The 26,784-nt window shown below is 52.2% G+C and carries 27 protein-coding genes; 17 read left to right on the top strand and 10 right to left on the bottom strand.

All coding sequences use genetic code 11. The features are described from left to right. The first annotated feature begins 6 nt into the window (after nt 1-6). The 4 genes from purB to IE076_RS15170 are packed head-to-tail and all read left to right on the top strand — an operon-like array spanning nt 7 to nt 3,117. Nucleotides 7-1,335: an adenylosuccinate lyase gene (gene purB, locus IE076_RS15155; RefSeq protein ID WP_189437625.1), complete on the top strand. Its 1,329-nt coding sequence runs from the start codon at nt 7-9 to the stop codon at nt 1,333-1,335. Between the two features lie 30 nt (nt 1,336-1,365). Continuing rightward, the gene (locus tag IE076_RS15160; RefSeq protein ID WP_189437626.1) at nt 1,366-1,725 is read left to right on the top strand and encodes a VOC family protein; all 360 of its coding nucleotides are present in this window, start codon (nt 1,366-1,368) and stop codon (nt 1,723-1,725) included. A 53-nt stretch (nt 1,726-1,778) separates the two neighbouring features. Then, complete coding sequence (locus IE076_RS15165) at nt 1,779-2,579, top strand: metallophosphoesterase family protein (RefSeq protein ID WP_189437627.1); 801 nt, start codon at nt 1,779-1,781, stop codon at nt 2,577-2,579. Then, complete coding sequence (locus IE076_RS15170) at nt 2,566-3,117, top strand: RBBP9/YdeN family alpha/beta hydrolase (RefSeq protein WP_189437628.1); 552 nt, start codon at nt 2,566-2,568, stop codon at nt 3,115-3,117. The genes IE076_RS15165 and IE076_RS15170 overlap by 14 nt, the downstream gene beginning before the upstream one ends. 98 nt (nt 3,118-3,215) lie before the next feature. Here the strand turns inward: IE076_RS15170 and IE076_RS15175 are convergent, their stop codons facing one another. Further along, complete coding sequence (locus tag IE076_RS15175; protein ID WP_209009152.1) at nt 3,216-4,034, bottom strand: AraC family transcriptional regulator; 819 nt, start codon at nt 4,032-4,034, stop codon at nt 3,216-3,218. Nucleotides 4,035-4,124: 90 nt separating this feature from the next. Here IE076_RS15175 and IE076_RS15180 point away from each other — a divergent pair, with 90 nt between their 5' ends. The 6 genes from IE076_RS15180 (at nt 4,125) to IE076_RS15205 (ending at nt 9,760) form a co-directional block, all read left to right on the top strand. Continuing rightward, nucleotides 4,125-4,550: a DUF3224 domain-containing protein gene (locus tag IE076_RS15180; protein ID WP_189437629.1), complete on the top strand. Its 426-nt coding sequence runs from the start codon at nt 4,125-4,127 to the stop codon at nt 4,548-4,550. A gap of 100 nt (nt 4,551-4,650) precedes the next feature. Next, the gene (locus IE076_RS15185) at nt 4,651-6,021 is read left to right on the top strand and encodes an ABC1 kinase family protein (RefSeq protein WP_189437630.1); all 1,371 of its coding nucleotides are present in this window, start codon (nt 4,651-4,653) and stop codon (nt 6,019-6,021) included. 136 nt (nt 6,022-6,157) lie between these two features. Then, nucleotides 6,158-6,442: an aa3-type cytochrome c oxidase subunit IV gene (locus tag IE076_RS15190; RefSeq protein WP_209009153.1), complete on the top strand. Its 285-nt coding sequence runs from the start codon at nt 6,158-6,160 to the stop codon at nt 6,440-6,442. 158 nt (nt 6,443-6,600) lie between these two features. Continuing rightward, nucleotides 6,601-7,914, top strand: coding sequence for a hypothetical protein (locus tag IE076_RS15195; protein WP_189437631.1), 1,314 nt, complete (start codon nt 6,601-6,603; stop codon nt 7,912-7,914). A gap of 140 nt (nt 7,915-8,054) precedes the next feature. After that, a complete protein-coding gene (locus IE076_RS15200) occupies nt 8,055-8,825 on the top strand; it encodes an acetoacetate decarboxylase (RefSeq protein WP_189437632.1) in 771 nt (256 codons plus the stop codon). Nucleotides 8,826-8,851: 26 nt separating this feature from the next. Then, on the top strand, nt 8,852-9,760 hold the full coding sequence (locus tag IE076_RS15205) for an alpha/beta hydrolase (RefSeq protein ID WP_209009154.1): 909 nt from the start codon (nt 8,852-8,854) through the stop codon (nt 9,758-9,760). 43 nt (nt 9,761-9,803) lie between these two features. On the opposite strand, the gene IE076_RS15210 is transcribed toward IE076_RS15205, so the two are convergent. Next, a complete protein-coding gene (locus IE076_RS15210; protein ID WP_189437633.1) occupies nt 9,804-10,664 on the bottom strand; it encodes a tetratricopeptide repeat protein in 861 nt (286 codons plus the stop codon). Nucleotides 10,665-10,860: 196 nt separating this feature from the next. Further along, nucleotides 10,861-11,085, bottom strand: a complete 225-nt coding sequence (gene rpsU, locus IE076_RS15215) for a 30S ribosomal protein S21 (RefSeq protein ID WP_057462062.1) — start codon at nt 11,083-11,085, stop codon at nt 10,861-10,863. A gap of 725 nt (nt 11,086-11,810) precedes the next feature. Between rpsU and IE076_RS15220 the strand changes: the two genes are divergently transcribed. Together IE076_RS15220 and IE076_RS15225 are read left to right on the top strand one after the other, a co-directional pair. Then, nucleotides 11,811-12,566 carry a class II glutamine amidotransferase gene (locus IE076_RS15220; RefSeq protein ID WP_189437634.1) on the top strand — a complete coding sequence of 252 codons (756 nt, stop codon included), beginning with the start codon at nt 11,811-11,813 and terminating at the stop codon, nt 12,564-12,566. Nucleotides 12,567-12,751: 185 nt separating this feature from the next. Continuing rightward, on the top strand, nt 12,752-14,152 hold the full coding sequence (locus IE076_RS15225) for an MATE family efflux transporter (protein ID WP_209009155.1): 1,401 nt from the start codon (nt 12,752-12,754) through the stop codon (nt 14,150-14,152). Nucleotides 14,153-14,222: 70 nt separating this feature from the next. Here IE076_RS15225 and IE076_RS15230 read toward each other — a convergent pair whose 3' ends face one another. The 3 genes from IE076_RS15230 to IE076_RS15240 all read right to left on the bottom strand — a co-directional run bounded on the left by IE076_RS15230 (nt 14,223) and on the right by IE076_RS15240 (nt 16,252). Further along, complete coding sequence (locus IE076_RS15230) at nt 14,223-15,311, bottom strand: 5-(carboxyamino)imidazole ribonucleotide synthase (protein WP_189437636.1); 1,089 nt, start codon at nt 15,309-15,311, stop codon at nt 14,223-14,225. A 102-nt stretch (nt 15,312-15,413) separates the two neighbouring features. Then, entirely contained in the window at nt 15,414-15,917 is a 504-nt protein-coding gene (gene purE / locus IE076_RS15235) for a 5-(carboxyamino)imidazole ribonucleotide mutase (protein ID WP_189437637.1), read from the bottom strand. Between the two features lie 122 nt (nt 15,918-16,039). Continuing rightward, nucleotides 16,040-16,252 carry a YdcH family protein gene (locus tag IE076_RS15240; protein ID WP_189437638.1) on the bottom strand — a complete coding sequence of 71 codons (213 nt, stop codon included), beginning with the start codon at nt 16,250-16,252 and terminating at the stop codon, nt 16,040-16,042. A gap of 395 nt (nt 16,253-16,647) precedes the next feature. Here IE076_RS15240 and IE076_RS15245 point away from each other — a divergent pair, with 395 nt between their 5' ends. Continuing rightward, nucleotides 16,648-16,818 carry a YdcH family protein gene (locus IE076_RS15245; RefSeq protein ID WP_189437639.1) on the top strand — a complete coding sequence of 57 codons (171 nt, stop codon included), beginning with the start codon at nt 16,648-16,650 and terminating at the stop codon, nt 16,816-16,818. Between the two features lie 62 nt (nt 16,819-16,880). Here IE076_RS15245 and IE076_RS15250 read toward each other — a convergent pair whose 3' ends face one another. After that, a complete protein-coding gene (locus tag IE076_RS15250) occupies nt 16,881-18,527 on the bottom strand; it encodes an acyl-CoA synthetase (RefSeq protein WP_189437640.1) in 1,647 nt (548 codons plus the stop codon). A 464-nt stretch (nt 18,528-18,991) separates the two neighbouring features. Here IE076_RS15250 and IE076_RS15255 point away from each other — a divergent pair, with 464 nt between their 5' ends. Continuing rightward, nucleotides 18,992-19,564 (top strand): hypothetical protein, encoded by a 573-nt coding sequence (locus IE076_RS15255; protein ID WP_189437641.1) that lies wholly within the window; start codon nt 18,992-18,994, stop codon nt 19,562-19,564. A gap of 43 nt (nt 19,565-19,607) precedes the next feature. Here IE076_RS15255 and IE076_RS15260 read toward each other — a convergent pair whose 3' ends face one another. Then, nucleotides 19,608-20,366 (bottom strand): sulfite exporter TauE/SafE family protein, encoded by a 759-nt coding sequence (locus tag IE076_RS15260; RefSeq protein WP_189437642.1) that lies wholly within the window; start codon nt 20,364-20,366, stop codon nt 19,608-19,610. A 202-nt stretch (nt 20,367-20,568) separates the two neighbouring features. Between IE076_RS15260 and IE076_RS15265 the strand changes: the two genes are divergently transcribed. After that, entirely contained in the window at nt 20,569-22,482 is a 1,914-nt protein-coding gene (locus tag IE076_RS15265; RefSeq protein WP_189437643.1) for a propionyl-CoA synthetase, read from the top strand. 104 nt (nt 22,483-22,586) lie between these two features. Beyond that, nucleotides 22,587-23,378: an SDR family NAD(P)-dependent oxidoreductase gene (locus tag IE076_RS15270; protein ID WP_189437644.1), complete on the top strand. Its 792-nt coding sequence runs from the start codon at nt 22,587-22,589 to the stop codon at nt 23,376-23,378. A 56-nt stretch (nt 23,379-23,434) separates the two neighbouring features. On the opposite strand, the gene IE076_RS15275 is transcribed toward IE076_RS15270, so the two are convergent. Then, nucleotides 23,435-25,237, bottom strand: coding sequence for an ABC transporter transmembrane domain-containing protein (locus tag IE076_RS15275; protein ID WP_209009156.1), 1,803 nt, complete (start codon nt 25,235-25,237; stop codon nt 23,435-23,437). A gap of 262 nt (nt 25,238-25,499) precedes the next feature. On the opposite strand from IE076_RS15275, the gene rpmE reads away from it, so the two are divergent. Next, on the top strand, nt 25,500-25,724 hold the full coding sequence (gene rpmE, locus IE076_RS15280; RefSeq protein WP_008551475.1) for a 50S ribosomal protein L31: 225 nt from the start codon (nt 25,500-25,502) through the stop codon (nt 25,722-25,724). Nucleotides 25,725-25,842: 118 nt separating this feature from the next. On the opposite strand, the gene rcdA is transcribed toward rpmE, so the two are convergent. Continuing rightward, on the bottom strand, nt 25,843-26,367 hold the full coding sequence (gene rcdA, locus IE076_RS15285; RefSeq protein WP_189437645.1) for a protease adaptor protein RcdA: 525 nt from the start codon (nt 26,365-26,367) through the stop codon (nt 25,843-25,845). Nucleotides 26,368-26,784 lie beyond the last annotated feature (417 nt).

Raw genomic sequence — 26,784 nt, forward strand, 5'->3', positions numbered from 1 at the left:
ACTGGCATGATCCCGCGCTATTCGCGTCCTGACATGGTCGCTATTTGGTCTCCTGAAACGAAATTCCGCATCTGGTTTGAGATTGAAGCTCATGCCTGTGATGCATTGGCAGAGTTGGGTGTGATCCCGAAAGAGTCTGCTGCGAAGATCTGGGAGAAGGGCGGTCCTGCGACCTTCGATATCTCTCGCATTGATGAGATCGAGCGTGAAACAAAGCACGATGTGATCGCGTTCCTCACCCATCTGGCTGAGATCGTTGGTCCGGATGCGCGTTTTGTGCACCAGGGCATGACCTCTTCTGATGTTCTGGACACGTGTTTCAACGTTCAGCTGGTTCGTGCTGCAGATCTTCTGCTGGCTGATATGGACAAGCTGTTGGCTGCGCTGAAGCGTCGTGCTTTTGAGCATAAAGACACAGTGACCATCGGCCGTTCCCACGGCATTCACGCAGAGCCAGTGACCTTCGGTCTGAAAATGGCGCAGGCGTATGCTGAGTTCGATCGCTGCAAGAAGCGTCTTGAATTGGCACGTGAAGAGATCGCGACATGTGCGATTTCCGGCGCTGTTGGTACCTTTGCAAACATTGACCCGCGGGTTGAAGAACACGTTGCTGAGAAGCTGGGTCTGGGTGCTGAGCCTGTGTCCACTCAGGTTATTCCGCGTGACCGTCATGCCATGTTCTTCGCGGTTTTGGGTGTGATTGCTTCTTCTATCGAGCGCCTTTCTACAGAAGTTCGTCATTTGCAGCGTACCGAGGTTCTGGAAGCTGAGGAGTTCTTCTCCAAAGGCCAGAAGGGTTCTTCTGCAATGCCGCATAAGCGCAACCCAGTACTCACCGAAAACCTGACCGGTCTGGCGCGTATGGTGCGCTCCTACGCGATGCCTGCGATGGAAAACGTTGCGCTGTGGCATGAGCGCGATATCTCGCACTCTTCCGTTGAACGTATGATTGGTCCTGATGCGACTGTGACGCTGGACTTTGCGCTGGCTCGTTTGACCAATGTGATGGAAAATCTGGTGGTTTACCCAGAGCGTATGATGGGTAACATGGATCGTCTCGGCGGTTTGGTGCACTCCCAGCGTATCTTGCTGGCACTGACACAGGCTGGTGCGTCTCGTGAAGACAGCTACCGTCTGGTCCAGCGTAATGCGATGAAGGTTTGGGACAGCTATCAGGTTTCCGGAGATGCGAAGGTGGACTTCCTCACTGAGCTTCTGAAGGATGAAGATGTCCGTAAGTACCTGTCTGAAGAGCAGATCCGCGAGCGCTTTGACCTTGGCTATCACACCAAGAATGTTGATGTGATCTTCAAGAGGGTTTTTGGCGAGGCCTAAGTCGCCCAATACACACGAGTGGAGAGGAAGATGAAGCTTTATGGTCTACGGATTTTTGTAAGTGACATCGGAAAGGCCAAGGAGTTTTATGCTGAAACGCTTGGTCTTCCACTCAGCTGGGAAATGCCTGAGCTTGGCGCATTTGGTGCCAAGCTTGACAACGCTGAACTTATTGTTGAGCAAGCGCATAACGAAGAAGACCGGGAGTATGTAGGCCGATTTCTCGGTGCCTCACTTCAGGTCGATGATATTGTCGATACCTATGAACGCCTTTGTGAGAAGGGCGTTGCCTTCTCCAGTCCCCCTGAAAAACAGGTGTGGGGCGGAGTTCTTGCACATTTTCATGATCCGTTTGGCAATGTTTTGACACTGCTGGGCGAACCTCGCTGACAACACGGTCGCTTCTGTTTTAATGGGGCGTACGCCGATCAGGAGTCCTTGCTATGAGAATTGCGGTTATCTCAGACATTCACGGCAACCTGCCAGCGTTGGAAGCTGTTCATCGCGACATCAAGCGCAAGTCGCCGGATCTAATTTTTAATCTGGGTGATTGCGTTTCCGGGCCGTTGTGGCCTGAAGAAACGGCACAATACTTGATCGCAGAGAATTGGCACACAGTGCGAGGCAATCACGACCGGCATCTGGTGGACCATGGGCAGTCGGAAATGGGACCAAGCGATGCTTATGCCTATTCCGTGCTCTCCGATGAGTCCAAAGCGTGGCTGAAACAGTTGCCGATGCAAATGGAGCACGTGGAGAATGTGTTCCTGTGTCATGGAACGCCGATGGCGGATGATGTTTATCTCACCGAGGAGGTTTGCAAGGATCACACGAAAATCGCATCGCCGGAACATGTGCAGAAGCACATTGGAGATGTGACCTCACCGCTGATTGTGTGTGGGCACACGCATATCCCACGGGTGATTTGGGTTGAAACCACCGGGCAGATTGTGATGAATGCGGGCAGTGTCGGGTTGCCAGCATATGAGGACGACAAGCCACATACACATGTGATGCAGGTGGGAAGTCCCCACGCACGCTACACAATTGTGACGCGGGTTGGGACGCGGTGGTCCTTTGAAGAGCGGACGGTGAACTACGATTGGGACCATGCCAGTAGAAAAGCTGCGCGTAATCAACGCGGAGATTGGGCTGGCGCTTTGAAAACCGGGTATTTTCGTCCTATTAAGCTGCCAGAGTTTTTAGCACGACCACGTATTGAGGAACCCTATGAAGATTTCTGAGGCGGACATTCTGATTGTCCCCGGCCTGTTTGGCTCCGATGCAAACCACTGGCAGAGCCGCTGGCAGGCAAAATTCTCCACTGGTCGGCGTATTGAGCAGAGTGATTGGAGCAAACCCAACCTTGAGGAATGGGTCAACACTGTTGTGAAAGCCGTGGAGGAAGCGACGCGCCCGGTGGTGCTTGTTGCGCATTCTGCTGGTGTTGCCACGGTGGTTCATGCTGCGCCCCGTATCAAAAATTGGGTGAAGGGTGCTTATCTGGTTGCACCCGCAGATGTCGATGACAGCTCTCGTGTGCCCTCGGAATTGCAAGGGTTTGGGCCGCTTCCGACATCCCCGTTGCCGTTCCATGCAAAGCTTGTTGCAAGCCGCAATGATCCCTATTGCACATTTGAGCGTGCCGAACAGCTTGCAAAGCTTTGGAATGTGCGTTTACAGGATGCTGGTGAGACGGGGCATATCAACTCTGACAGCGGGCAAGGGCCGTGGCCAGAGGGGATCATCTCGTTTGCTCATTTCATGAAAGAGCTTGGCTAACTCTTCTATCTTTATGAAAAACAGCTGGATAACAAGGGTATCAAGACCCTTGTATTCGCCATCACGGATGCGCTGGATATGATTAGGAGCGAGCCGGTTCAGGTGTCTGCGGGCTCTGACAGATAGTAACTCGGGGCGTGTCCGGTCAGTTTTTTGAACGCTTTGCCGAAGTGGGCGTGGTCGAAGTAACCGAGGGATTGGGCGAGATCGGTCAGGCGAAGGTCTTGTCCGGTATTGATCTTGTCGACTGCGGCCAACATGCGGTAACGCTCAATTACCCATTTAGGATTAACGCCGACATGGCTCTGGAACAGGCGCTGGATCGTTCTGGGTTGAATGCCGGAGGTATTGGATAGATCTGTCAGGTTGTTGATCTCTTCTGATTTGGCGATGAGCTCGACAAGCGCGCGGGCATCTTGGGCCTTGGTGGTCAGGGGCTTCTGACGTGAGATCAGGACCTTATCTATGTGATTGGCGAAGGTTTTGGGATCTTCAGCAGACCTCAACTGAGAAACCAGATGGTTCTCAGACTGTCTCAGAAACGGCTCGATAACAGTGTGGGTGTTGAGGAGCCGGGATGGATTGTATCGGAAGAAATCCGCAAAGGCGCCTGGACGAAATTTAATGCCAAACACACGGCCAGTTTCCTGAAGGGTGTAGTAGAATACTCCCGTATTGATACCAAAAACACCTGTGCTCTGAGAGGTGTCGATGACGATGTGCTGGGATGGGTGGGGCAGGTTGGCCTGTTCGTAAGGTGGTTTATCCTCTAAATCCCAAGTGATTAGCCAATAAAATTCGATTGCTGGCTGTAAAGGTTCTGCCGGAAGAAACCTGTCCAGCTTGAAGTGTTGAAGGCTGCTGTGCTGGTTCAGTAGGCCGCTAATCTGGTTTGGAGAGTCAATCTGATCTGGCATAGGAATAAAAGATCGTAGCTGACGCGCTTTTACAAGCCCTCACTGTGCTCTCGTAGTAGATGCTTTGTTCTTTCGAACAAGGAGCTGACGATGGTGAAGGTGGTATGCACATTTAATCTTCAAGAGTGGAAGGAAGAGGTTGTTGAGGTACTCTCTCAAACAGGAAAGGTGTCGTCTGTACGGGCGTGTGGCCCTCTTGAGGGAGATATTGCCGGCCAAGTGAACACGTTATATTTGCTTTATTATGTGACCGAGAAGCAGGGCAACTACACTGGATATACGCGAGTTTCGGGTCATCATGACATGCGTGAAGGTACCTTTATTATCGAGGAAACCGGGGTGTTTGATGAGGAAGTTGTTCGTTCCTCGGTGCGCGTTGTTCCCGGTTCAGGAACTGGAGATTTCAAGGGTATTCTAGGCACAGGGAGTTTTGCTAGCTCCCATGGAAGCTCTGTTGAAAGTCGGTTTGAGTTGGAGTTTGCGGAGAGAGTTGAAACCATGGGCACAAAGATGTGATTAGGTAATTCTTAAAACTTCCCTTGGGTTATCTGCGTTTTCTGTTAGTTTTGCAGTGCACTATATATTGCAATAAGAGGATGAGACGCAGGAACCCTATATGCCTTCTTCTCGTGACCATGAAGCAAATCGGATGACCGCTCGCATTGGCCGCTATGCCAAGGTTGGTGGTAATATGAGCGGTATTGCAGCCAAGCTTGCCGCTGGGAAGTTGCTTGGGTGGGAGCAGGACCCGACCAAGAATGCGACTGCTATTGCAGAAACTCTCGGCGAGCTAAAAGGGCCACTGATGAAGGTGGCACAACTGCTCTCGACCATACCGGACGCCGTTCCACCTGAATATGCGACTGAGTTGGCGAGCTTGCAGGCGAATGCGCCGCCGATGGGCTGGGCGTTTGTTAAGCGACGCATGCGTGCCGAGCTTGGGCCGGGTTGGCAAGACAAGTTTGACCGGTTCGAGAAGGAACCGGCTGCCGCAGCTTCTCTTGGTCAGGTGCATAAGGCTATGGATCTGGAAGGGGCTCTGCTTGCCTGTAAATTGCAGTACCCGGATATGGACAGTGCGGTTGAGGCAGATCTGAACCAGTTTAACATGCTGCTTGCTTTGCATCGGCGGTTCCGGCCTGCAATTGAAACTTCTGAAATTGAGAAAGAGATTGCCGATCGGCTGCGCGAAGAGCTGGATTATCGCAGGGAAGCGCGGCATTCCAGACTTTACGCCAATGTGTTTGCTGCGGATGAGCAGATTCGGGTTCCGGATGTGTTTGAAGATCTGTCAACGCGTCGACTGCTTTCCATGTCTTGGTTGGAAGGTCGTCCGCTTTTAGCCTATCGGCAGGAGAAGCTGGAGGCACGCAACAAGATCGCGCAGGTTATGTTCAAGGCGTGGTGGCATCCGTTTGCGCAATATGGTGTGATCCATGGTGACCCGCATCTGGGGAACTACACGATCTTTGAGGACGGGACAGAGCCTGTGGGTGTCAACCTGCTGGACTATGGCTGTGTGCGCATCTTTCCGCCTGATTTTGTTCAGGGGGTCGTGGATCTGTACTATGGCTTGCTTGATGACCATCCAGAACGCGTTGTGGCGGCTTATGAGACATGGGGTTTCAACGGGCTGACAAATGAGCTCATCGAGACGCTAAATATTTGGGCCAACTTCATTTTTGGGCCACTGCTGAGTGACCGGGTCCGCTCCATTGCCGATGGTGTTTCGCCTGCGACTTATGGGCGAAACGAGGCGTTCCGGGTGCATCAGTCTCTCAAAGAGCTGGGGCCGGTGAAGATCCCTCGTTACTTTGTCTTTATGGACCGAGCGGCTATTGGGCTGGGGTCTGTGTTCCTCCATTTGAGGGCCGAACTTAATTTCCACCGTCTGTTTAACGAGCAGATTGATGGTTTTGGGCAGGATGCCCTGACGGCCCATCAAAAGCATCAGTTGGACCTGTGCGGATTGACTGATGAGCGCTGAGGCACTTACTCTCCCAGTTGGAATTATCCCCGAAGCCGAGGTTATTTCCGAGGTGGTTCTTTAGGGAAGTTGCGTCACCCGACAATGTGGTGTTAAAGACTGATATCAGGAAAACTACTTGTTTCGAGGGGGAAACATGGCTGACGGGAGTGCGTCTGTTATGGATTATAAGGAACACGAGAAGACCTACAAGAACTTCATCAACTTCTCAAAAGTTGGAATTCTTGCAGCTCTCACATTTGTACTCGCTATTGCAATGGTTGGATTTGGTGGCACTGCCGGGACGGTATGGGCAAGCATCACCACAGTCGCAACTGTGATTGCAGCAGGTGTTGGAATGGCATCTGGCGATAGGTCCCACGTTGTGCCAGGGATCGTCTTCCTGCTTGCGGGCGTGGTGACAATTGTACTGACAGTCTAAGAAACCTCCGGGTTTTAGAAGTTTTTTGAGGATCGCAGGAACCGTGTGTTTCTGCGATTTTTCATTTCAACCCCGAAATCTGCCAGAAGCGCTGCCCTTTTCCGATCATTATTGAAGGATAAGGTTTTTAGTAAAGTTGTTATGAGTTCGGGTATCTTATGTCTACTGCGCAAACTGTTCGCGTTCTTCTGCGCTGTTCGTTGCTACTTGCAATCTTCATTGTGGTTGCAATTGTGTCATCGCCTTCGCATTCCGCTGCACCTGATCCGGGGTTCTCTCAGGTTCTGAGGGACGAGGGTCTCACAGTGCGTGGCGACAATTACGAGATTGTACCTCCGGTTTTGCGCGACGGGACGTTACTCGTTTATAATCTCAAAGTTCAAGGCAAAACCTACAAAGTGCACGGAACAGCGACTTTGAAGAAGCGCATCAATGAGCTTTATGCGGTTGAGAACATCGAGAAGCTGGATACGGTTTCTCAGGCGGGTGAGGGCGTCGTAACGGCGGTTGCCAAACCTTTAAGGTTTCTTGGCAATCTGGTGACAGCTCCGAAGCAAACCTTGAGCTCAACAGTTGATGGTGTTGGCTTGTTGTATAATGGGACTGTGAATGCAATCAACGGCAAGGCTGGTACGACTGCTCGTTCGCAAGGCGACCCGCAAGAGCCATCTACGGTCAAAAGTATTGCTGCTGCAGTGGTGGGGCGAGATAAAGCACGTCGGTACATTGCAGTTGCAGCGAACGTGGACCCTTACACAACGTTTCCTCCCCTATCAGATGCGCTTGATGAAGCTGCCTGGGCCTATGCAACATCCAACCGTTTGACTAACCTTGCCACCATCTTTATTCCCGGTGGTGTCGGGACTGCCGTTTACGGTGTCGTGACGACAACCAATTTTAGTGAATCGCTCAAGGCCAGTCCTACGGTCGCGGATGAAACCATGCGCGAGATGCTTAGTGAGATGGCTATCCCCCAGCCCGCGACACAAGCCTTCCTGAGTGCGACTTCTATGACGCGTGGTGAGAAGATTGTGTTTGTTGCAAGTCTTAAAGCGCTGAAGGGTGTTCAGGGTCGAAGTGCGCTGGTTGATCAGGTTAGTCGCAAAGGCGTTTCGCAGGACGCTGGTTACTATTATCTTCTGGGCCTGATGATGATTGCTGATTATCACATTGATAGTGAGCGTCTTGTTTCTGTAGAGCTTGTTGATGGCGTTCCAGTTGGTACGACGCGTACCGGTCGCAAGGTTGCCTTTGTTGCAGGAGACAGAATTGGTTGGGACGCGCAGCAATCTGCGACCATGCTTGATATTGCTGGCCGGATCAGTCATGCCCGTTCGGAGACTGGTACAAATGCGCTGCGTGTGCTGGGGCTGGTTCATCCCATGCTGAAAACTGAGCTTGGAGCTATGAACTGGGTTATCCGCGAAAAAGCGCCCTTGGCAACTTTTGCAGAAATTGACGTAACCAGCTGATTAAAAATGTGTTTGGGGTGAACTCTGAAAGTGCCACCCGAAAACCCAAGGAGCAACATTCAAAATATCGGTGCTTATGGTGAGAGCGCGCTGGCAGGTGATTGGCAGCGCCTTACGCCCTTTCATGATCGAGGTGGTCCATGAAAATTGCCGATATACTCGATAAGGCTTCTATGCCGATTGCTTCACCTGCTTACCCTAAAGGGCCATACAGGTATATAGACCGCGAGTTTTTGGTGGTCTCCTATGAAAGTGATCCTGACGCCATTCGCGCAGCATTGCCCGAACCTTTGGAGCCGGATGGGTCCAATACGGTGATGTTTGAGGTGATCCGGATGCCGGACTCCGCTGGCTTTGGGGATTACACCGAATCCGGTATTGTGATTCCCGCCAAGTATCACGACAAACCAGTTAACTTCACTCAGCAGATGTTTCTTGATGATGCGCCTCCGATCTTTGGTGGGCGAGAGATCTGGGGGTTTCCGAAGAAACTCGGTCATCCAAAGTTGAGCGTGAAGGGAGCGACGTTGACGGGGCACCTGGAGTTTGACGGGGTGACGATCGCCATCGCGACCATGGGCTATAAGTATCAGCATCTCCTGTATGATGTTGAGCATGGGACACAATGCCATCCCGATGCTGTTCTCAAAAAGCTGCAGAAAACCCAAGTGAACCTGAAGCTGATCCCTGATGTGGATGGTTCTCTGGCGATTGCACAACTGGTTGCCTATGAGGTTTCCGATGTCACGGTGAAGGGGGCCTGGTCCGGCCCTGCAAGCTTGCAATTGTTCCACCATGCAAATGCTCCGGTTGCTGAATTGCCGATGCTCAAATCACTTGGCGGGGTTCATTTCATCACGGATCTTACGCTACCTTATGGCAGGGTCATGTATGACTACCTGAACCCCTAATGAGTTTCCTGAAGGGGAGGTGCCTCATGCAACGCTATTTCGGGGTTCTCTGGTGTGTGATGGTCAGCTTTCTTGCTGGGCTCGAATGGCTGCCCCATGCGGCTGGTTTTGAGTTGAAGCCATTCAAGGATGAGCTGTTTGCCTACCCGCGTGTGCTCGAACAGGCGATGGATGGGGCTTTCTTGCGGCTTGATTATCAGATCCAGCGGGATTTAAGGGACCGTGATGAGGTGCCTGAGCGGCGGGTTGACGGGCGTTATGTTTCAAGCAGGCCTTCCTGGTATGTGCGAGAACGCTCTGCAGTGCTTGCGGGTAGCAAACGCAAGCATATCCGTGTTGGGATACCTGATGGGGATACGAGACTGCTGTTAGTTTATCTGCATGGCAAGGGAGGGAACCGAAAGCAGGGTAATGCGGACTGGACGTTTGGGGGGAACTTCAATCGCCTCAAAAACCTTATGGTGCGGAATCAAGGGGTCTATCTGTCTCCGGATGTGAAGCTTGAAAGCCCAAGGGGTACGCAGGAAATCCGCGAGTTGGTTGCGCAATACCGGCAGGAAGCGCCGCGGGCCAAGGTGATTGTTGCCTGTGGTTCGATGGGCTCGCAGGTTTGTTATGCGCTTGCGGATGATGCAGGTGTTGCAGGTCCGCTGAGCGGCCTGTTTATTCTGGGAGGTGCAACGGATCGGCGACTATTGACCAGTGAAGCGGTCAGATCAGGTGTGCCGATCGTGTTTGGGCATGGAAGTGCTGATCGGGTTTACAGCTGGGAGAAGCAATACCAGTTGTTTCAGGCGGTCATTTCGAGAAAGAAAGGCTATCCGGTGCGCTTTCGGTTGTTCGAGACTGGCTCTCACGGAACGCCCATCCGGATGATAGATTGGCGTGATGAGATTAACTGGATGCTGTCTGGCGCTGCAAAAGATGAGCAATAAAAAGGCCGGTAAACCGGCCTTTGGAGACTGAATGGGGGCTGGCTTAAGCTTGTGGCACACCCGTTGTTACAGCCAAACGTTTGAAGCCGTCCCGTGCGGTCTGGTTCGTCGCAGAAATCTGCAGAGCTCTGCTGTAAGACTGGCGTGCTTCGGTGACCTGGCCGAGAGCTTCTTCTGCACGACCACGGTTTGCCCAGGCGGATGCGGATTGGCCGTTCAGTGCGATTGCCGCGTTGAAATCCTTTAGAGCGGACTTTGCATCTCCGAGAGAAAGATAGGTTGCTCCGCGCGCGATCAAAGGTGAGTAGGCGCGAGAGTTCAGGCCGACTGCTGCGGAAAAGTCATTCAACGCCGCTTCCTGCATGCCCTGTGCCTGATAGATGAGTCCGCGGTTGTGGTAGGCCTGTGCGTCACCGGAGTTCAGGCGGATGACTTCGTTGTAATCGCGCAGGGCTGCCGTGTTCTGACCAATTGAACGATAGGTGTTCCCGCGACCGTTGAGAGCCTTCACGTAGTCAGCTTTAATGGACAGTGCTTTGCTGTAGTCCTGTATGGCCTGAGAGGTATTGCCTTTGCGGCGCTCTACGAGCGCACGGTTTGCATAAGCTTGATAGGAACTGGGCCGTAGCCGTAGAGACTTGTTGAAGTCTTCGATTGCCTGATCAAGGCGTCCGGCTTTTGCGTAGGCGATACCACGTTTGTTATAAGCGTCCGCATCGACAGGATTGGTTTCGATCACAGCACTCAGACTATCGATGTTGGAGGATGAGCCAACAGCTTTGTCGATAGGTACATTCTGATAAACAAGGCTGGATGAGTTGGATTGGCATGCTGCGACGCCTAAGGCGAGCAGGCACACGCAGGCGCCTTTAGCCAGTTTAATGTTCACGAGAATGTGCCCCATTCTTGAAGTGTCCTTGCAATAACACAGTAGCCTACATCTTAGTGTGGCAAAAAAAGGTCGAATGAACCAGCAGAAACAACAAACGGACCAACCGGGGTGCCGGATGGTCCGTTTTAAATTCTAATTCCAGAAGAAGCGCAGGCCTGTTTCAGGCATCGCTGAACCTTAGCTGTGCGCAGTCCCGGATATGGCCGAATTAACGACGACCTTTGCCGACCAGCAGGCCTTCACGCTGTGCGCGCTTACGAGCCAGCTTGCGAGTGCGGCGGATAGCTTCAGCCTTTTCGCGAGCCTTCTTTTCAGATGGCTTTTCGTAGTGGCCACGAAGCTTCATTTCACGGAAGATGCCTTCACGCTGCATCTTTTTCTTAAGCGCTTTCAGCGCCTGATCGACGTTATTATCGCGAACGAGAACCTGCACGCGTTTATCCTTACCTTCGAGCGTTCCGGATAGCATCCTCAGAACGACATAGATGAAATGATTGATAGCGATACTTAGCGAATGTCTACGGGCTACAAGAACACCGTCGCCGCTGATGCGTCGCTTCTTGACGGGGTAACTAGCAGACTGAGTGTGGGCTGTCTAGCTCCTTACTTGGGAATCTATGTTAATTTATAGATGGGATAGGGGGGAATACCTCTCGATAAGCAAGGCAATCGCAGCAGCATCCGATTGTATTCTTCAAATCGGCCTGCCGAGGCACTCTTCACTAAAGTAAAAGATAAGTAAAAATTACTTTCAAAATTCGCTATGACTTAGGTATCTGACCTGTTGCGACCATATGCAATCTTTAGTTGCATTGGTGGGGTGCTCTCCTTTTATGCGGAAAAAAGTCGTAAGAGCTTTTCTGAACGGTGGAAATCTAGGTGGAAATTTGAGTGAAACTTGCTTCAAACGACGTTCGCTCCCATTCGCCCCGGTACTGAGTCGGGTAACTTCATTTTGCCCTATCGGTGGTGGTGTTGAAGAGCGCGTTTTGAACCCGTGGGATGATTATTGAGAAAACTCTCGGTTCTTGTTCTCGGCAAGGGGTTTATGCGTGCAGGTGGATCATGCATACTCCGAGGGTCTTATTTGGGTAATCGATCAGAAGAAAGAATAAAGTAATGTGCCGCTGGCTTGCGTACCGTGGAGCTCCCATTTTTATGGAAGAGCTCGTTTCTATGCCCAACCACTCTCTGATCGCGCAGAGCATGCATTCTGCAGAAGCCAAAGTGAACACGAATGGGGATGGCTTCGGGATTGGGTGGTATGCACACAAAGCGGAGCCGGGCCTTTACCGTGATACGCAGCCTGCGTGGGGCGATGAAAACCTCTTAAGCATTACCAAGCAAGTGAAGTCCTCTTTGTTCTTTGCTCATGTGCGTGCGTCTACGGGCACGGCGACGTCCCGCCCCAACTGTCACCCGTTTGCTGTTGGCAAATGGATGTTTATGCATAATGGGCAGATCGGGGGGTATGATGATATTCGCCGGCAGATCGAAAATCTTATCAGCGATGACTTCTACCGGTACCGGCAGGGGACGACGGACAGTGAAGCTCTGTTTCTTGCCATGTTGAGCCATGGTCTGTCTGAGGACCCTGTGGGCGCTGTGCAACAGGTGCTCGTGAAAACGCTCGAGATTATGCATTGCAATAAAGTCATTGCTCCCTTGCGTGTGGTGATGGCCTTAACTGATGGCGAGCGTCTTTACGCGGTGCGTTGCTCTAGCGACAATATCGTACCGAGCTTGTATTATCGCTTACATAACAGCAATTTGAGTATTGTTTCCGAGCCGTTGGAGAAGGGTGGCCAAGGCTGGTATGAAGTGCCGTGCGGGCACGTAATGGTTTACGGTGGTGATACGGCGCCTTGCTTTATTCCTCTGGACATTCCCAGAGAGTTTTGCGAAGTAGCATAGTCAACATTTTTTTGAGCGGTCTTGCCTAGGCAGCAAACCGCTTGCGAAAGTGGCGGTCTGTTTCTTTTATAGGAAGCTTCCTCCCAGCGAGATGTAGCGGTCAATTGCGGACTGCGGTTTCGTTTATGTTCTTGAGAGGCTCAAGTTCTGGAGGGGTTCCATGCCCTTTTCTTCAGGAGCTTATGATGACGCGGGTTGAATACACCAGCGTTGCCAAACCCACAGGCATGTCTGCATGGTGGGGGGAGTCTAATGCAACGCTGCTATTGGGATTGCCATTAATCGGCGCGCAACTGGCGCAGATGGCAATTAATGCCACCGATGCGCTGATGATCGGGTGGCTGGGCGCAACAGAGTTGGCAGCATCAGTGCTGGCATTGCAGCTGTTCTTCTTAACGTGGCTGGCAGGGCTTGGGTTCTTGCAAGCGGTTATGCCATTGGCCTCAAGAGCAGAAGGTAAAGGCGACATTCGTAGTGTGCGCCGCGCTTCGCGGATGGGGCTTTGGGTTGCACTCATTTACACGACGCTGGCGATGCTTGTGCTCTGGAACGGCGAGAGCATTTTGCTTGCGCTGGGGCAGGACCCTGAGGTTTCTACTATTGCCGCAGAATATCTGCGTGTCATGCAATGGTCGATGTATCCATCGCTGTTTGTTGCAGCATTGCGCAGCTTCCTTAGCAGTATTGAGCGATCGCAAATTGTGTTATGGGCGACCGTGGTAGGCGCGGTGGTTAATGCGCTGCTCGATTATGCGCTGATCTTTGGCTATTGGGGCTTTCCTCAGCTGGGTATTGTTGGTGCGGGTATTGCTTCTGTCTTAACAGCTTTCGCGTCCTGTGTGATTTTGATCGCCTATGTGTTCTTTGAGGAGAAGTCGCGCAAGTATGAGGTGTTTGTTCGCTTCTGGCGTGCGGATTGGCCTGCCTTCTTTGAGATTCTGCGCCTTGGGTGGCCGATTTCCCTGATGCTCATTGCTGAAGCTGGCTTGTTTGGTGCTGCCGCCTTGATGATGGGGTGGATCGGAACACTGGAGCTTGCTGCGCATGGGATTGCTGTTCAGCTCTCTGGTATCGCGTTCATGATTCCACTTGGCCTCTCCAGTGCTGCCGTCGTGCGCGTCGGTATTGCGACGGGTCGTTCGGATCCAGATGGCATCACCCGTGCAGCGTGGGTTGCTTTGATCTGGGCGATTATCATGGGTGTGCTTGGAGCAGTTTTGTTCGTTGCGATGCCTGACACGTTGATTGCCTTTTATCTCGACAGCCGGAACCCTGATGCGGCTGATGTGATCCGGCTTGGTGTGCCGCTGGTGTTCATCGCTGCGGTTTATATGGTGGTTGATGGCATTCAGGTGGTTGCTGGCGGTGTTTTGCGCGGTCTTTCCGATACGCGCATGCCAATGGTGATCGCAGTGATTGGCTACTGGATTATTGGCGTGCCGCTTTCCTACGTGATGGCATTTAATTTCGGCTGGGGCCCGGAAGGGATCTGGGTTGGGTTGGCCAGCGGTTTGTTCATCACTGGCATCCTGTTGCTGATCCGGTTCCAGAAACGTGATCAGCTTGGGTTGGTCAGGCTCGGATAATAAGGACAGAAAAATGAAAGCCCCGAAGATCATGCAGTCTTCGGGGTTTTTTTTTTGTTTTGCGGGCAGATCAGGACTTTGGAGAGAGGCGGTTGATGTGGCCCATCTTGCGCCCTTCGCGGGTCTCTGTCTTGCCGTAGAGTGTGAGGCGTGCGTTTGGCTCGGACAAGGCCGCTTCCCAAATGTCGACATCACTGCCGATCAGGTTCTCCATAATGACGTCATGTGCGCGGGTGGGGACGCCCAGTGGCCAGCCTGCAACGGCGCGAACATGTTGCTCAAACTGGGAAACGGGGCATGCGTCTTCTGTCCAGTGACCGGAGTTGTGAACGCGTGGGGCGATCTCATTCACCTTCAGCTTGGTCGCATCGCCGTTCTTGACGACGAATAGTTCCACGCCCATCACGCCAACATATTCGAGGGCCACTGCAATGCGTGTGGCCATCTGGATGGCTTCCTCTTTGGTTTCCTCCGGAATGTCCGCAGGTACACTGGAAGTCTTCAGGATTTGGTTTTTGTGATAGTTGTCAGAAGGGTCGTAGCACTTCACCGTGCCGTCCACGCCGCGGGCGACAATCACAGAGATCTCTTTTTCAAACGGGACGATCCCTTCCAGAATGGCTGGCTGGTTGCCGAGATGCTCCATGGCGCCATTGATATCTTCCGGCGTGCGGATCATTATCTGGCCTTTGCCGTCATAACCAAACCGGCGGGTCTTGAGGACACCTTGCCCGCCGAGCTTCTCAAGAGCGGCTTCCAGCTCTTCCTGAGTATCGACCTTGATGAATGGCGCGACCTGTGTGGCGGCTTCTTCTGACAGGAAGGTTTTTTCTACCAGACGGTCTTGAGAGACCTTGAGTGCGCGCGGTCCCGGACGAACCGGAACGAACTGTTCCAGAATGCGGGCTGTTTCGCCGGGCACGTTTTCAAACTCGTAGGTGACCACGGAGACGCTCTTTGCGAATCGGGTGAGGGCCTGTTCATCCTCATAGGCTGCTACAGTCTTTTCGCCGGAGACTTCAAAAGCCGGGCTGTCTTCATCAGGGCAATAGATATGGCACTTTAGGCCCATCCTGCTGGCTGCTTGTGCGATCATGCGGCCAAGCTGGCCTCCACCCAGAATACCAATCGTGTCGCCAGGACGTAGTGTGGAACCCATTTCGAAAACTTCCTAGATTGTTAGGTGGCCATATTTTAGGGGCCAGATGTTAGCGCAGGTTGAAACAAAAAAGGCGCCTGCAATTGGGCGCCTTTGAAACTCTTACTCTTCCGGATTGACTGGCTTTTCTGCAATCGCCTGGCTTTGCTTGTCGCGCCAATCATCCAAGTTGGCAGCGATTTCCGGATTATTGAGCGCCAGAATAGCTGCTGCCATGAGGGCTGCGTTGACAGCACCGGCGCGGCCAATAGCGAGGGTTCCGACCGGGATACCCGCTGGCATCTGAACGATGGAGAGCAGGCTATCTTGGCCTTTTAGGGCGCGCGACTCAATTGGCACACCGAAAACAGGTAGTGGAGTCATGGATGCAGCCATGCCCGGAAGGTGGGCGGCGCCGCCTGCACCGGCGATAACAACCTTGAAGCCGTTGTCTTTTGCGGTTTTGGAAAACTCTACCAGACGGTCCGGGGTGCGGTGCGCGGAGACGATGCGAGCATCATAGGAGATTCCCAGTGCTTCTAGCGTGTCTGCAGCGTTTTTCATGGTTGGCCAATCGGATTGGCTTCCCATGATGATGGCGACTTCTGGCTGGTCTGTGCGGCTCATAAAACTGGCACCTCTGAAGGTCTGGGAAGAAAGCGCGGATTATAGGAATACCGCCGCATGTTTCAACCCAATTATAACAAGAAATGCCAATAGTATACGAAGGTTAGAAGCATGCCTCTAAATTAGGCAATAATGTCAGGCAACAGCTGTGTCTCCAGCATCTGGATTTTGTCTTTCAACATGAGCTTTTTCTTTTTCAGGCGTTGGAGCTGAAGAATATCCGAGCGTCTTGTCTCTATGAGGGCTTCGATGGAATGATCGAGATCCCGATGCTCCTGTCGCAACTCAGCAAGCTCGGAGCGAAGGCCCTGCTGATCTAGGTTGTCTTCCGTCATTGTTTTATCCTCACATGACACCCATCGGCCTGTGTGCAATTTCCTCTATCAAAAAATTCTGATAGGGCGCATTGTCGCAATTTTTTGCCTTCTATCAGTATAGCGAATCTGGCGGCACGATGAACATGAGTCTCTCGATTTTTACAGGAAGTGTGTGTATCCGCGTAAATTACGCAGCGTATATGAAGGGTTGAATACTAAGTAGAGTTCTCTTTTGGGTGGAATGTGAAGCCCATTAAATTTACTGGGTCATTTATTAGTTCATTAAGTTTTTCATGAACTACCGATCTCGCGTTGTATGGGCCGCAAAAAAACAGCTAATCATCGTTCGACAACTGAATAAAATGGTGCCATCATCTTCCTGTAACAGAGACAATGTAGGAGGATCTGAACCTATGTCCATCCGTGAGCATTTGACTGAGCTGGAACGCCGCCATGCTACTCTTGAGAAGCAACTGCAATCAGCCAAGCACCATCCTTCAATGGATGAAATTGAACTAGGCAATCTAAAAAGGCAAAAGTTGAAGCTTAAGGACGAAATCTCGCGATTACGAGTGACTGGGTAGCCTTATCTCTTCTATGAACTACGTGAATGCGCCGCTAAATGCGGCGCATTTTTTGTTGGGAATCACGGAAGCGCCTTTGCTTCCTCGCGCAACACGAACTTCTGGATCTTGCCGGTGGAGGTTTTGGGAAGGTCTTTGAAGACAACAGTCTTAGGTGATTTGAAGCTAGCGAGATGCTGTTTGCAATAGGCTAAGATGTCTTCTTCCGACACGTGGCTTTCTTCCTTCAACTCCACAAAGGCGCAGGGGGTTTCGCCCCATTTTTCATCGGGGCGGGCGACCACAGCTGCTGCAGAGACATCCGGGTGCTTGTAGAGGATCTCTTCGATCTCGATAGATGAGATGTTCTCACCTCCTGAAATAATGATGTCTTTGGATCGATCCTTCAGCTGGACGTAGCCATCTTCATGCTGAACTCCGAGATCTCCTGAGTGGAACCAGCCACCTGCGAAGGCTTCCTGCGTTGCAGATGGATTCTTCAAATACCCTTTCATCACCACGTTGCCTTTGAACATGACCTCGCCGATGGTTTCTCCATCTGCCGGAACCGGTTCCATGGTCTCGGGATCAAGCACAGCCAGGTCCTCCAGAGCGACGTAATTGACGCCTTGCCTTGCCTTCAGTGCAGCTTGCTCGGAGATTGGCAGCGTATCCCAGTGCTCATGCCATTCATTGACGACGGCAGGGCCGTAGACTTCTGTGAGGCCATATAGATGTGTGACGTTGAAGCCCTCTTCGGCCATTGCGGCAAGCACGGCTTCTGGTGGCGGGGCTGCGGCGGTGAAAAACTCGACCTCGTGCGGGAGTTTACGCTTCTGGTCCTCTGGCGTGTTGAGAAGCGTGGACATGATTATCGGCGCGCCGCAGAGGTGGGTGACCTTCTCATCTGCCAATGCGTTCCAGATTGCCTCCTGTCGTACCTGGCGGAGACAGACGTGTGTTCCGGCAACGAGTGACAGCGACCATGGGAAACACCAACCGTTGCAGTGGAACATTGGCAGGGTCCAGAGATACACCGGCTTTTTGCCCATGGCAGCGGTGATGATGTTGGCCTGTGCCAACAAATAGGCGCCGCGATGGTGGTAGACCACTCCCTTGGGGTTGCCTGTGGTGCCGGAGGTGTAGTTGAGTGAGATGGCGTCCCATTCATCCGCTGGCAGTTGCCACTGGAACTGTGGCGAGCCACTGGCAATAAGCTCTTCGTACTCCAGCTCTCCAATGAGGGGCGCTGTTTGCGGGAATTCCTTATCGTCGTAGAGCACAACGGTTGGCTTAACTGTTGCCAGTTCCAGTGCTTCGCTCATAACCTTTGAGAACTCGCGATCAACAATTACCAGCTTGCTTTCTGCGTGATCCAACTGGAAGGCGATGATCGCGGCGTCGAGCCTTGTGTTCAAGGCGTGCAGCACAGCACCAGCCATGGGTACCCCGTAATGGGCTTCTAGCATGGGAGGGGTGTTGGACAGCATCACGGAGATGCAATCATTCTTTCCAATGCCACGCAGCTGCAGAGCGCTGGCAAGTAAAAGGGAGCGTTCGTAAAACTCTTTATAGGATCGGCGAATGCTGCCGTGGATGATGGCTGTGTGGCTTGGGAAAACTTTTGCGGCTCTCTCTAAAAAACTGAGTGGTGTCAAGGAAGCGTAATTGGCATCGTTTTTTGGGAGGCCTTTGTCGAAATATGACTTGTTTGAGCTACTGTTGTTCATGAAATTCCTCAGTATTCGAAATCCCACTCAAGAGAATATGAAGCTCCCTTGAGGTGACAGCCCGCTTACCCAAGATAGTCACAGGCTCGGATGCAGTGATAAGGATTGAGGGCGTCACTTATATTGACATATCTGAATACAGGCGAAGAAGGTAGCCTAGTTGGCTTAGATGTTTGTCTGATGGTCTTCTTGCTATTAGCCTTTACTATATAAGTAGTTCTATGAATTTAATAAAATAAGGCGACATATCCGGCGAATTAATATGCGTCGGTTGCAATATGGATGTCTGTTTAACCGAAAAAGTGAAATCCTATTGCTCATTGGGGCGGAATGAAAGCTCGCGACAATTTGCAACACCTTGGAAGCCTTCCACCTTTGCTTTTCGATTTGTAATGTGGACCTGTCTGACAAAAGAATAAACTGCGACCCGTTTGATGCGGTGCGTGATGATAAGCAGGGCACATATGACTGTTACGACACCAAATCCGCAGGGAAAGATCGCCCTATTCTTGGGCATAGTTTTCTGTGTGCTTACGGTGGTTCTTACAGGGTATATCTTCACTCTTGGTCCTGAGGCATCACAGGACGCACAGTGGCTTGTGCTGCTGGTGGCGTTTCCCGCTGTCATCCAACTTTATCTTAAGCGTGCGGTTATTCTCAGTCATTTTCGGGAGCATTGGTATCTTTGGGCGGTTACGACTGCGGTCACTATGGTTGTTGGGCTTCAGCTCAACTATGCTCAGCTGAGCTCCTCAGATAGCATGGCAGTTCAGCTGCGGACCTATTTCTTCTCGTGGGTGGAAGGACAGTCAGCCAACTCAGAATATGCTGGTGACTCAACTGACTCCTACAACGTGAAGCAAGTGCGATATCGCGTTGTTTCGCCCTCACGTGGTGAGTTGGATTTGACGGATCCTTCCAACTATCTTCAGAACACAGTGACGTGGAAGCCCTTGCCGGAAGACACCTATAAGGCCAGGGGGCCGATCGCCGCCATTAAGCGGGTGCTTTACCACGGCTTGGGTGAGCGGAATTGAACCGTTTGCGATCAGCTGTAGCGCTTGTCTTAGGGTATCGGCATTAAGCGCCTAAAGTCCCATCCCAAATTAGTTTCAGTGCGACAATGAAGAGCGCTCCATAGGTGATCTTGTAGAAGAGTACCTTGTCGATGTGTTTTGCGATCCTAATCCCTGCCAATGTTGCCAAAGGAGCTAGTGGGAGCAGAATCAGAGATGTTGCGATATTTTTGGCATCAAACTGGCCAAGTGCGAAGTAGGGCAGGACCTTAGAGAAGTTGATGACCGCGAAGAAGATGACTGCTGTTCCGGCCATGACGGGTGGTGCCAGTCTGAGTGGGAGAACGTACATCTGAAAAGGGGCTCCGCCTGCATGGGCGATGAAACTGGTGACGCCAGAGGTTGCACCCCAAAATCCACCCATAATGACGTTGTGCGGTTTAGGTGGTTTGCTGGCTTTATTGTTGAACCAATAGTCGAGCACAAAGACCAAGGCGATGCCGCCGGTGATCAGCCGAATATGGGTATCAGAGATATGAGCAGCGCCGAAATATCCGATTAATGTTCCTGCGAGGCCAGCGGGTATGACGATGAGCAATGTTTTCCTGCAGTATATGGCCCGATAAGACAGCAACCCAACGGCGTCCATAACAAGCAAGATCGGGAGAAGTATGCCTGCTGCTTGCACAGGCGGAATTGCCAATGACATGAGCGGTACGCCGACGAGAGCAAGACCGCCTCCGAACCCTCCTTTTGCCATGCCAACAATGAAAACAGCGGGTATTGCACAGAGGTAGAAGTAGGGATCGGTGATTGGCAGCATGATGTATTCCCTGCGGAGGGGCAGGCAAGTCCTTTTTAATTAAAGGGAAAGCAAGAAATACCCGGATTGGAGGCGCGGGTTCATCATTCGTTATAAGCCGATTTTCTAATATGGCACAACTTGCCTTTGGGCCTTTCTGGGCTCAGTCTTACGCGAACCTGTGGTCAGGTACTGTGCAGGGGTGCATGGGAGGAGAGCAGTTATGACGAGCCGATATCACGACATCTATAATGGATGGAAAGAGAACAAAGAAGCCTTTTGGGATGAGGCTGCAAAGGGCATCGACTGGTTCTCGCCCTATACCAAAACCTTTGATGCGTCACTAGGAGCGTATGGTCGTTGGTTCGTCGGTGGTGAGTGCAACACCTGTTATAACTGCGTTGACCGGCATGTGGAACATGGCCGCCCAGGGCAACCTGCAATCATTTATGACAGTGCGGTTACTGGTGAGAAGCGGACTTACACCTACCATGATGTGCAAGAGGAAGTGGGCGCTATGGCGGCTCTGCTTCGGGAGAGGGGTGTAGAAAAAGGCACAATGGTGCTGATTTATATGCCGATGATCCCACAGGCGATGTTCGCGATGCTGGCCTGTGCGCGTCTTGGTGCGATCCACTCAGTTGTATTTGGGGGGTTTGCTGCGCAGGAGCTTGCTGTTCGTATTGAAGATTGCAAGCCCAAGGCGATCGTTAGCGCGTCCTGTGGTATCGAGCCGGGGCGTGTGGTGGCTTACAAGCCGCTGCTTGACCAGGCGATTGAACTGTCCTCCCACAAACCTGATTTCTGTTTTATTCAGCAACGCGAGCAACTGACCGCTGATCTTATTGAAGGCCGCGACTTTGATTTAGGCGCGCTGATGACAACTGCGGTGTCAGAGAAGATGACCACCGAGTGCGTTCCTGTTGCTGCGACCGATCCTCTCTATGTGCTTTACACCTCCGGCACGACTGGCCAGCCCAAAGGCGTGGTGCGTGATAATGGTGGCCACATGGTTGCGCTGAAGTGGTCCATGGACAACCTTTATGGCGTTGATCCGGGCGAAGTGTTCTGGGCCGCTTCTGATGTGGGCTGGGTTGTTGGGCACTCCTACATCGTTTACGCGCCGCTGCTTCATGGGGCCGCGACTATTCTTTATGAAGGCAAACCAGTGGGAACGCCGGATGCCGGTGCGTTCTGGCGTGTGATTTCCGAGCACTCAGTGGTTTCGCTGTTCACTGCGCCGACGGCGTTCCGTGCCATCAAGAAGGAAGACCCGGAAGGCAAGGAATTGGCCAAGTACAGCACATCTGGTTTGCGGTCACTGTTCCTTGCTGGAGAGCGTGCTGATCCGGATACCATTTTGTGGGCGGAGAACCTCCTCGGTGTGCCTGTGATCGACCATTGGTGGCAGACGGAAACCGGCTGGTGTATTGCTGGCAACCCTCTGGGACTTGGCAAGCTGCCGGTCAAACTGGGCAGTTCCACCGTGCCGATGCCGGGCTATGACATGCGTGTGTTGGATGATGAAGGCAATGAGCTTGGTGTTGGTGAACTGGGCAATATTGTGGTGAAGCTGCCGATGCCTCCGGGCTCGCTGCCAACACTTTGGAATGCAGATGACCGTTTCAAGGAAGCCTATCTTGCCGAATTCCCGGGCTACTACAAGACGGCGGATGCTGGCCTGATAGATGAAGATGGCTATCTTTTCGTCATGTCGCGCACTGATGACATCATCAATGTTGCTGGACATCGTCTGTCCACTGGCGGAATGGAAGAGGTGCTTTCAGAGCACCCCGCTGTAGCCGAGTGTGCGGTGATTGGTATTTCCGATAATCTCAAAGGTCAGCTGCCATGCGGGTTTGTTGTGCTTAAGAGTGGGGTTGAAAAGCCTACGGACGAGATCGAAAAAGAGCTTATTGCTCTGGTGCGTGAAAAGGTTGGGCCTGTTGCAGCCTTCAAGCTGGCGATTACGGTTGAGCGCCTTCCAAAAACGCGGTCAGGCAAAATCCTGCGTGGGACCATGCGGAAGATCGTTGATGGCGAAGATTTCAAGATGCCCGCAACGATTGATGACCCCGCGATATTGGATGAGATTGCCGAGGCGATTTCTGTTCGTGGCCTGGCATCGGTCGGTTAAATTCAGAGGAACTACGTAGTTTTTACTGTAGAAGTACGTCGACATAGCTAACCTTTACGACTAAGGTCGGCAAAATTTTCGGCAATGCCAGAGGTATCTTCAAAGTGAAACTAGAGAAAAAAGTTGCGATTGTAACCGGTGGCGCTCAAGGCATCGGTTACGCAATAGCGCAGCGTTTCTTGCAAGATGGCGCCAAAGTCATGATTTCCGACGCTGATGAGCGTGCGGGTGAAGCAGCACAGGAAGCTCTCTCGGAGTTTGGACCTGTGGCGTTCAGCCATTGCGATGTCAGTGTTCGACTGGATGTACGTAACATGGTTGCGAACACCCTTGATGAGTTTGGTGATGTTGACGTGTTGGTGAATAACGCCGGCATCACCGCCGCAGGCGATTTCCTACAGGTTTCCGAGGAAGATTTTGACCAGGTTCTTCGCGTCAATCTCAAGGGCGCCTTCCTGTGTTCCCAGGCTGTTGCCCGGCACATGGTGGAGCGGGTTGAAGACGGTGGGCCTGCAGGCTCAATCATCAATATCAGCTCGGTCAACAGTGTTCTGGCGATCCCTGATCAAGTGCCTTACACAGTCTCCAAGGGTGGCTTAAATCAGCTGACCAATGTTTCTGCAGTTGCTTTGGCCAAGCATGGCATTCGTGTAAATGGCATTGGGCCGGGTTCTATTGAAACCGAAATGCTCAAGAGTGTCGTTCAGGATGCGGGTAAGATGCAAACCGTGCTGTCCCGCACTCCGCTTGGTCGTCTGGGCCAGCCAGCAGAAATCGCAGGTATTGCGGCTTTTCTTGCGTCAGACGATGCGAGCTATATTTCTGGGCAAACGATCTTTGCAGATGGCGCACGCTTGCCGCTGAACTATACAGTGAATGTGAACGAGCCAGAGTAATCTGTTTGTTCGCCTTATCAAAAGCCGCGCTCCTTAGAAGCGCGGCTTTTTTTGTTCTAACTTAGCTGTTGCTGCGAGTTGAGCGCTTCGGCACCAACTTCGAACTGCATTCTGGCGAGCTTAGCGTAAAGACCGTTTTGGGCGACCAGCGTGTCGTGGGTGCCTTCCTCAACGATCTTGCCGGCCTCCATCACTACGATGCGGTCTGCTTTGAGCACTGTTGCCAGACGGTGAGCAATGATGAGCGTTGTACGCCCTTCCATCAGCTTATCGAGTGCTTTTTGAACGATGGTCTCGCTGGCAGCATCAAGTGCGCTGGTGGCTTCGTCTAGAAGGAGCACAGGTGCATCCTTCAGGATAGCGCGGGCAATGGCGATGCGCTGGCGTTGACCGCCAGAGAGGGTGACACCACGCTCGCCAATGAGGGTGTCATATCCATCCTTCATGGTGCTGATGAAGTCGTCTGCCAGCGCGAACCTTGCGGCGTCCACGATTTGCTCACGGGTCGCGTTGTCTTTGCCAAAGGCGATGTTTTCTGCAATGGAGCTACCAAAGATCGCGGTATCCTGCGGCACCAATGCGATGTGCTCGCGCAGGTCACGTGGATCTGTGGCATCAAGTTCGGTGCCATCCAGTGTGATTTTGCCGGAGACGGGGTCGTAGTACCGCATCAGCAGCTGGAATAGGGTGGACTTGCCTGCACCACTTGGGCCAACGATTGCGACGGTCTCGCCTTTTTTGACTGACAGGTTCAGCCCTTCCAGAACGCCAGCTTCTTTCGCTGTGGGGTAATGGAATGTGACATCGCTAAACTCGATCTCACCGATGGCCGGTGAGGGCAGGGCGACCGGATTTTCCGGAGCGTTGATATCGGAGGGCACATGCAACAATCCGGTAATGCGGTCTGCGGCACCTGTGGCCTTTGCCAGTTCGCCCCATACCTGTGAGAGTTCGCTCATAGCTCCAGCGGCAATGATGGAGTAGATGAGGAACTGTGTGAGCTGACCACCCGTCATACGTCCATCAATCACGTCCAGTGCGCCAACCCAGAGTACGGCTACGATGCTGGAGGCGATGATTAGGATGATTGTGGCGATGAGAAGTGCGCGGGCGCGGGTGGCAATGAGAGCAGCTTCATAGGTTGTCTCGATATCGCCCTCAAATCGGTCGGACACGTTCTTTTCGTTTGTGAAGGCCTGAAGCGTACGGATGGAGCCAAGCACTTCAGTTGCGTAGGCGATTGCGTTGGCGAGCGTTGATTGTACATGGCTGGTTCTGTTGCGCACTGCACGACCAAAGCCAAGCAATGGAAGCACGATCAGTGGAATTGCAAGCAGCACAAACAGGGAGAGACGCGGGCTGGTGATGACCATCAAGGTGGTGGAGCCCGCAAACATCAGTAGGTGGCGCAGGGCGATTGAGGCACTGGCGCCGAAGGCAGATTGAATCAGTGTGGTATCTGCAGTAAGGCGGGAGATGATTTCGCCAGACTTGGTCTTGTCGTAAAACGACGGAGACAAGTAGGAGAGGTGGCGGAACACATCGGAGCGCAGATCAGCAACGACTCGTTCGCCGATCATCATCACCATGTAATAGCGTAGTGAGCTGGTGATCGCGAGCAAGGCGATTACAAAAATGATGAAGATGAAATAGTCATCGATCAGGTTGGGATTGTCGCCCGTAAAGCCGTAATCAACCATGTAGCGGACTGCAATTGGCAGCACCAAGGTGAGACCGGCTGCAGCCAACAGAGCGAAGGTTGCCAGAACCAGACGGGCCTTGTGCCTTAAAAGATAAGGGAAAAGCGTTGCTAGTGGCCGCAAGATCTTTTCCCGATTGTTTGAGTCCTGCTGGCTCATGCCACCCCCGGATTTATGCCAAATCATCAATGTTTATCTTATGATGCAGTAGATGTGTCCCGCCAGATTTAATTGCAAGCACTTTCTCTGGATTTCTGCGGGGTGTACCCCCTTGTCTCCTCGGTTTGGATGGGTTATAGACCCCTTCACGATTATGCCGTGTTTAGTAAAGCGCGGCTTCTTTCTACCGATGCTTCAGGCCAGCCCAAAGCCCATCTTTTGATCGAGGCGGCCCGGCCGTTGCTGACAGGACAGTTTAGTCATGAAACAGGACATTCATCCAGATTACCACACCATCACTGTAAAGCTCGTTGATGGTAGCGAATTCACCACCCGTTCTACTTACGGTAAAGAAGGTGACACTCTGCAGCTCGACATCGACCCGAGCTCCCACCCAGCATGGACTGGCGGTGACCGTCAGCTTATGGACCGTGGTGGTCGCGTGTCCCGCTTCACCAACAAGTTTGGTGGCTTCCTGGGCAAATAACTGCTCTGAAGTTTGCGAAATTAAAAAACCCGAAGCGTTTGCTTCGGGTTTTTTTGTGCGCGTTTGAGGAGTGCGCAGGGTTGCCAGCGGAGTTTACGGCCAGCGAACTCTATTGGACTTACTTGAAGGTGGCCTTGATATGGGACAGCTGATCACCCACCGGATTGGAGGTGTTGGCGGCTTGTTCTCGCAAGAGCTCTTCCTTGAGCATATTGTCGATATGTTTGACGCGTCTTTGTAGCTGGAAGGACATCTGGATCAGGGAGCGCAGCTTCTCGGGCAGGTCAGTCCAGGCCGGGTTCTGCAGGTCTCTGGATGCATTGTCGACGCGTATCTTGTTTTTCTCATTCTGTGCTTCGGCTTGCATGATCTCGCCGTTGTTGACCGCGCGTTGCAAGAGAAGCCAGGAGGCCAGTTGCATGAGGCGGGTGGTGAGACGCATGGATTCTGTGGCGTAGGCGAGTGAGGCGGCCGTCCCGAGAGCTTTGCTCTGTTTTCTTCCTGGCCCGTCAAGATAGGAGGCTGTTTCTTCAATCAGCCCCATGCCTTCGCGGAATAGCAGCATGAAGTTTTCTGAGGACATGAGCCGTTGCGCAAAGCTGAAGGTATTTTCTGGTCCTGTTTCAGTACTGAATTCACCCATTTTAAAACCCCTCAGTGATCACGTTAGGTTTCTCTTGCGCTTGTTCCCGGCTTTCCCAGTCTGAAACACTTAGGGCTCGAAAGTTGAAGTGAGCCTTTGGGAAAGACTAAAACTGTCTCGAAATGGAGCAAGAGATCTTACTTCATTTTGAGAGCAGCAAAGCCCGTGCCAAGTCAGGGTTGTAAATTGAGTGGTTGATCTCGGGCAGGACGGTTTTCAGGCAAAAAAAGAGCCGCATCGGTGCGGCTCTAAGGTGTTTTAACAGGGAGGCGTCAAGCAGAGTGAGCAATCACTCTGGATCCAGATCAACTGGAATAGCTAAGTTTTAATTTAAAATAGTTAACGATGCGTAAATTATAAGTATATCATCTATATATTTTGCGTTATGTCCAAATCTATTTTATGTATATATGTTTG

Source organism: Pseudovibrio japonicus (genome assembly GCF_014651595.1).
In the GTDB taxonomy this organism is placed as follows: Bacteria; Pseudomonadota; Alphaproteobacteria; order Rhizobiales; family Stappiaceae; genus Pseudovibrio; species Pseudovibrio japonicus.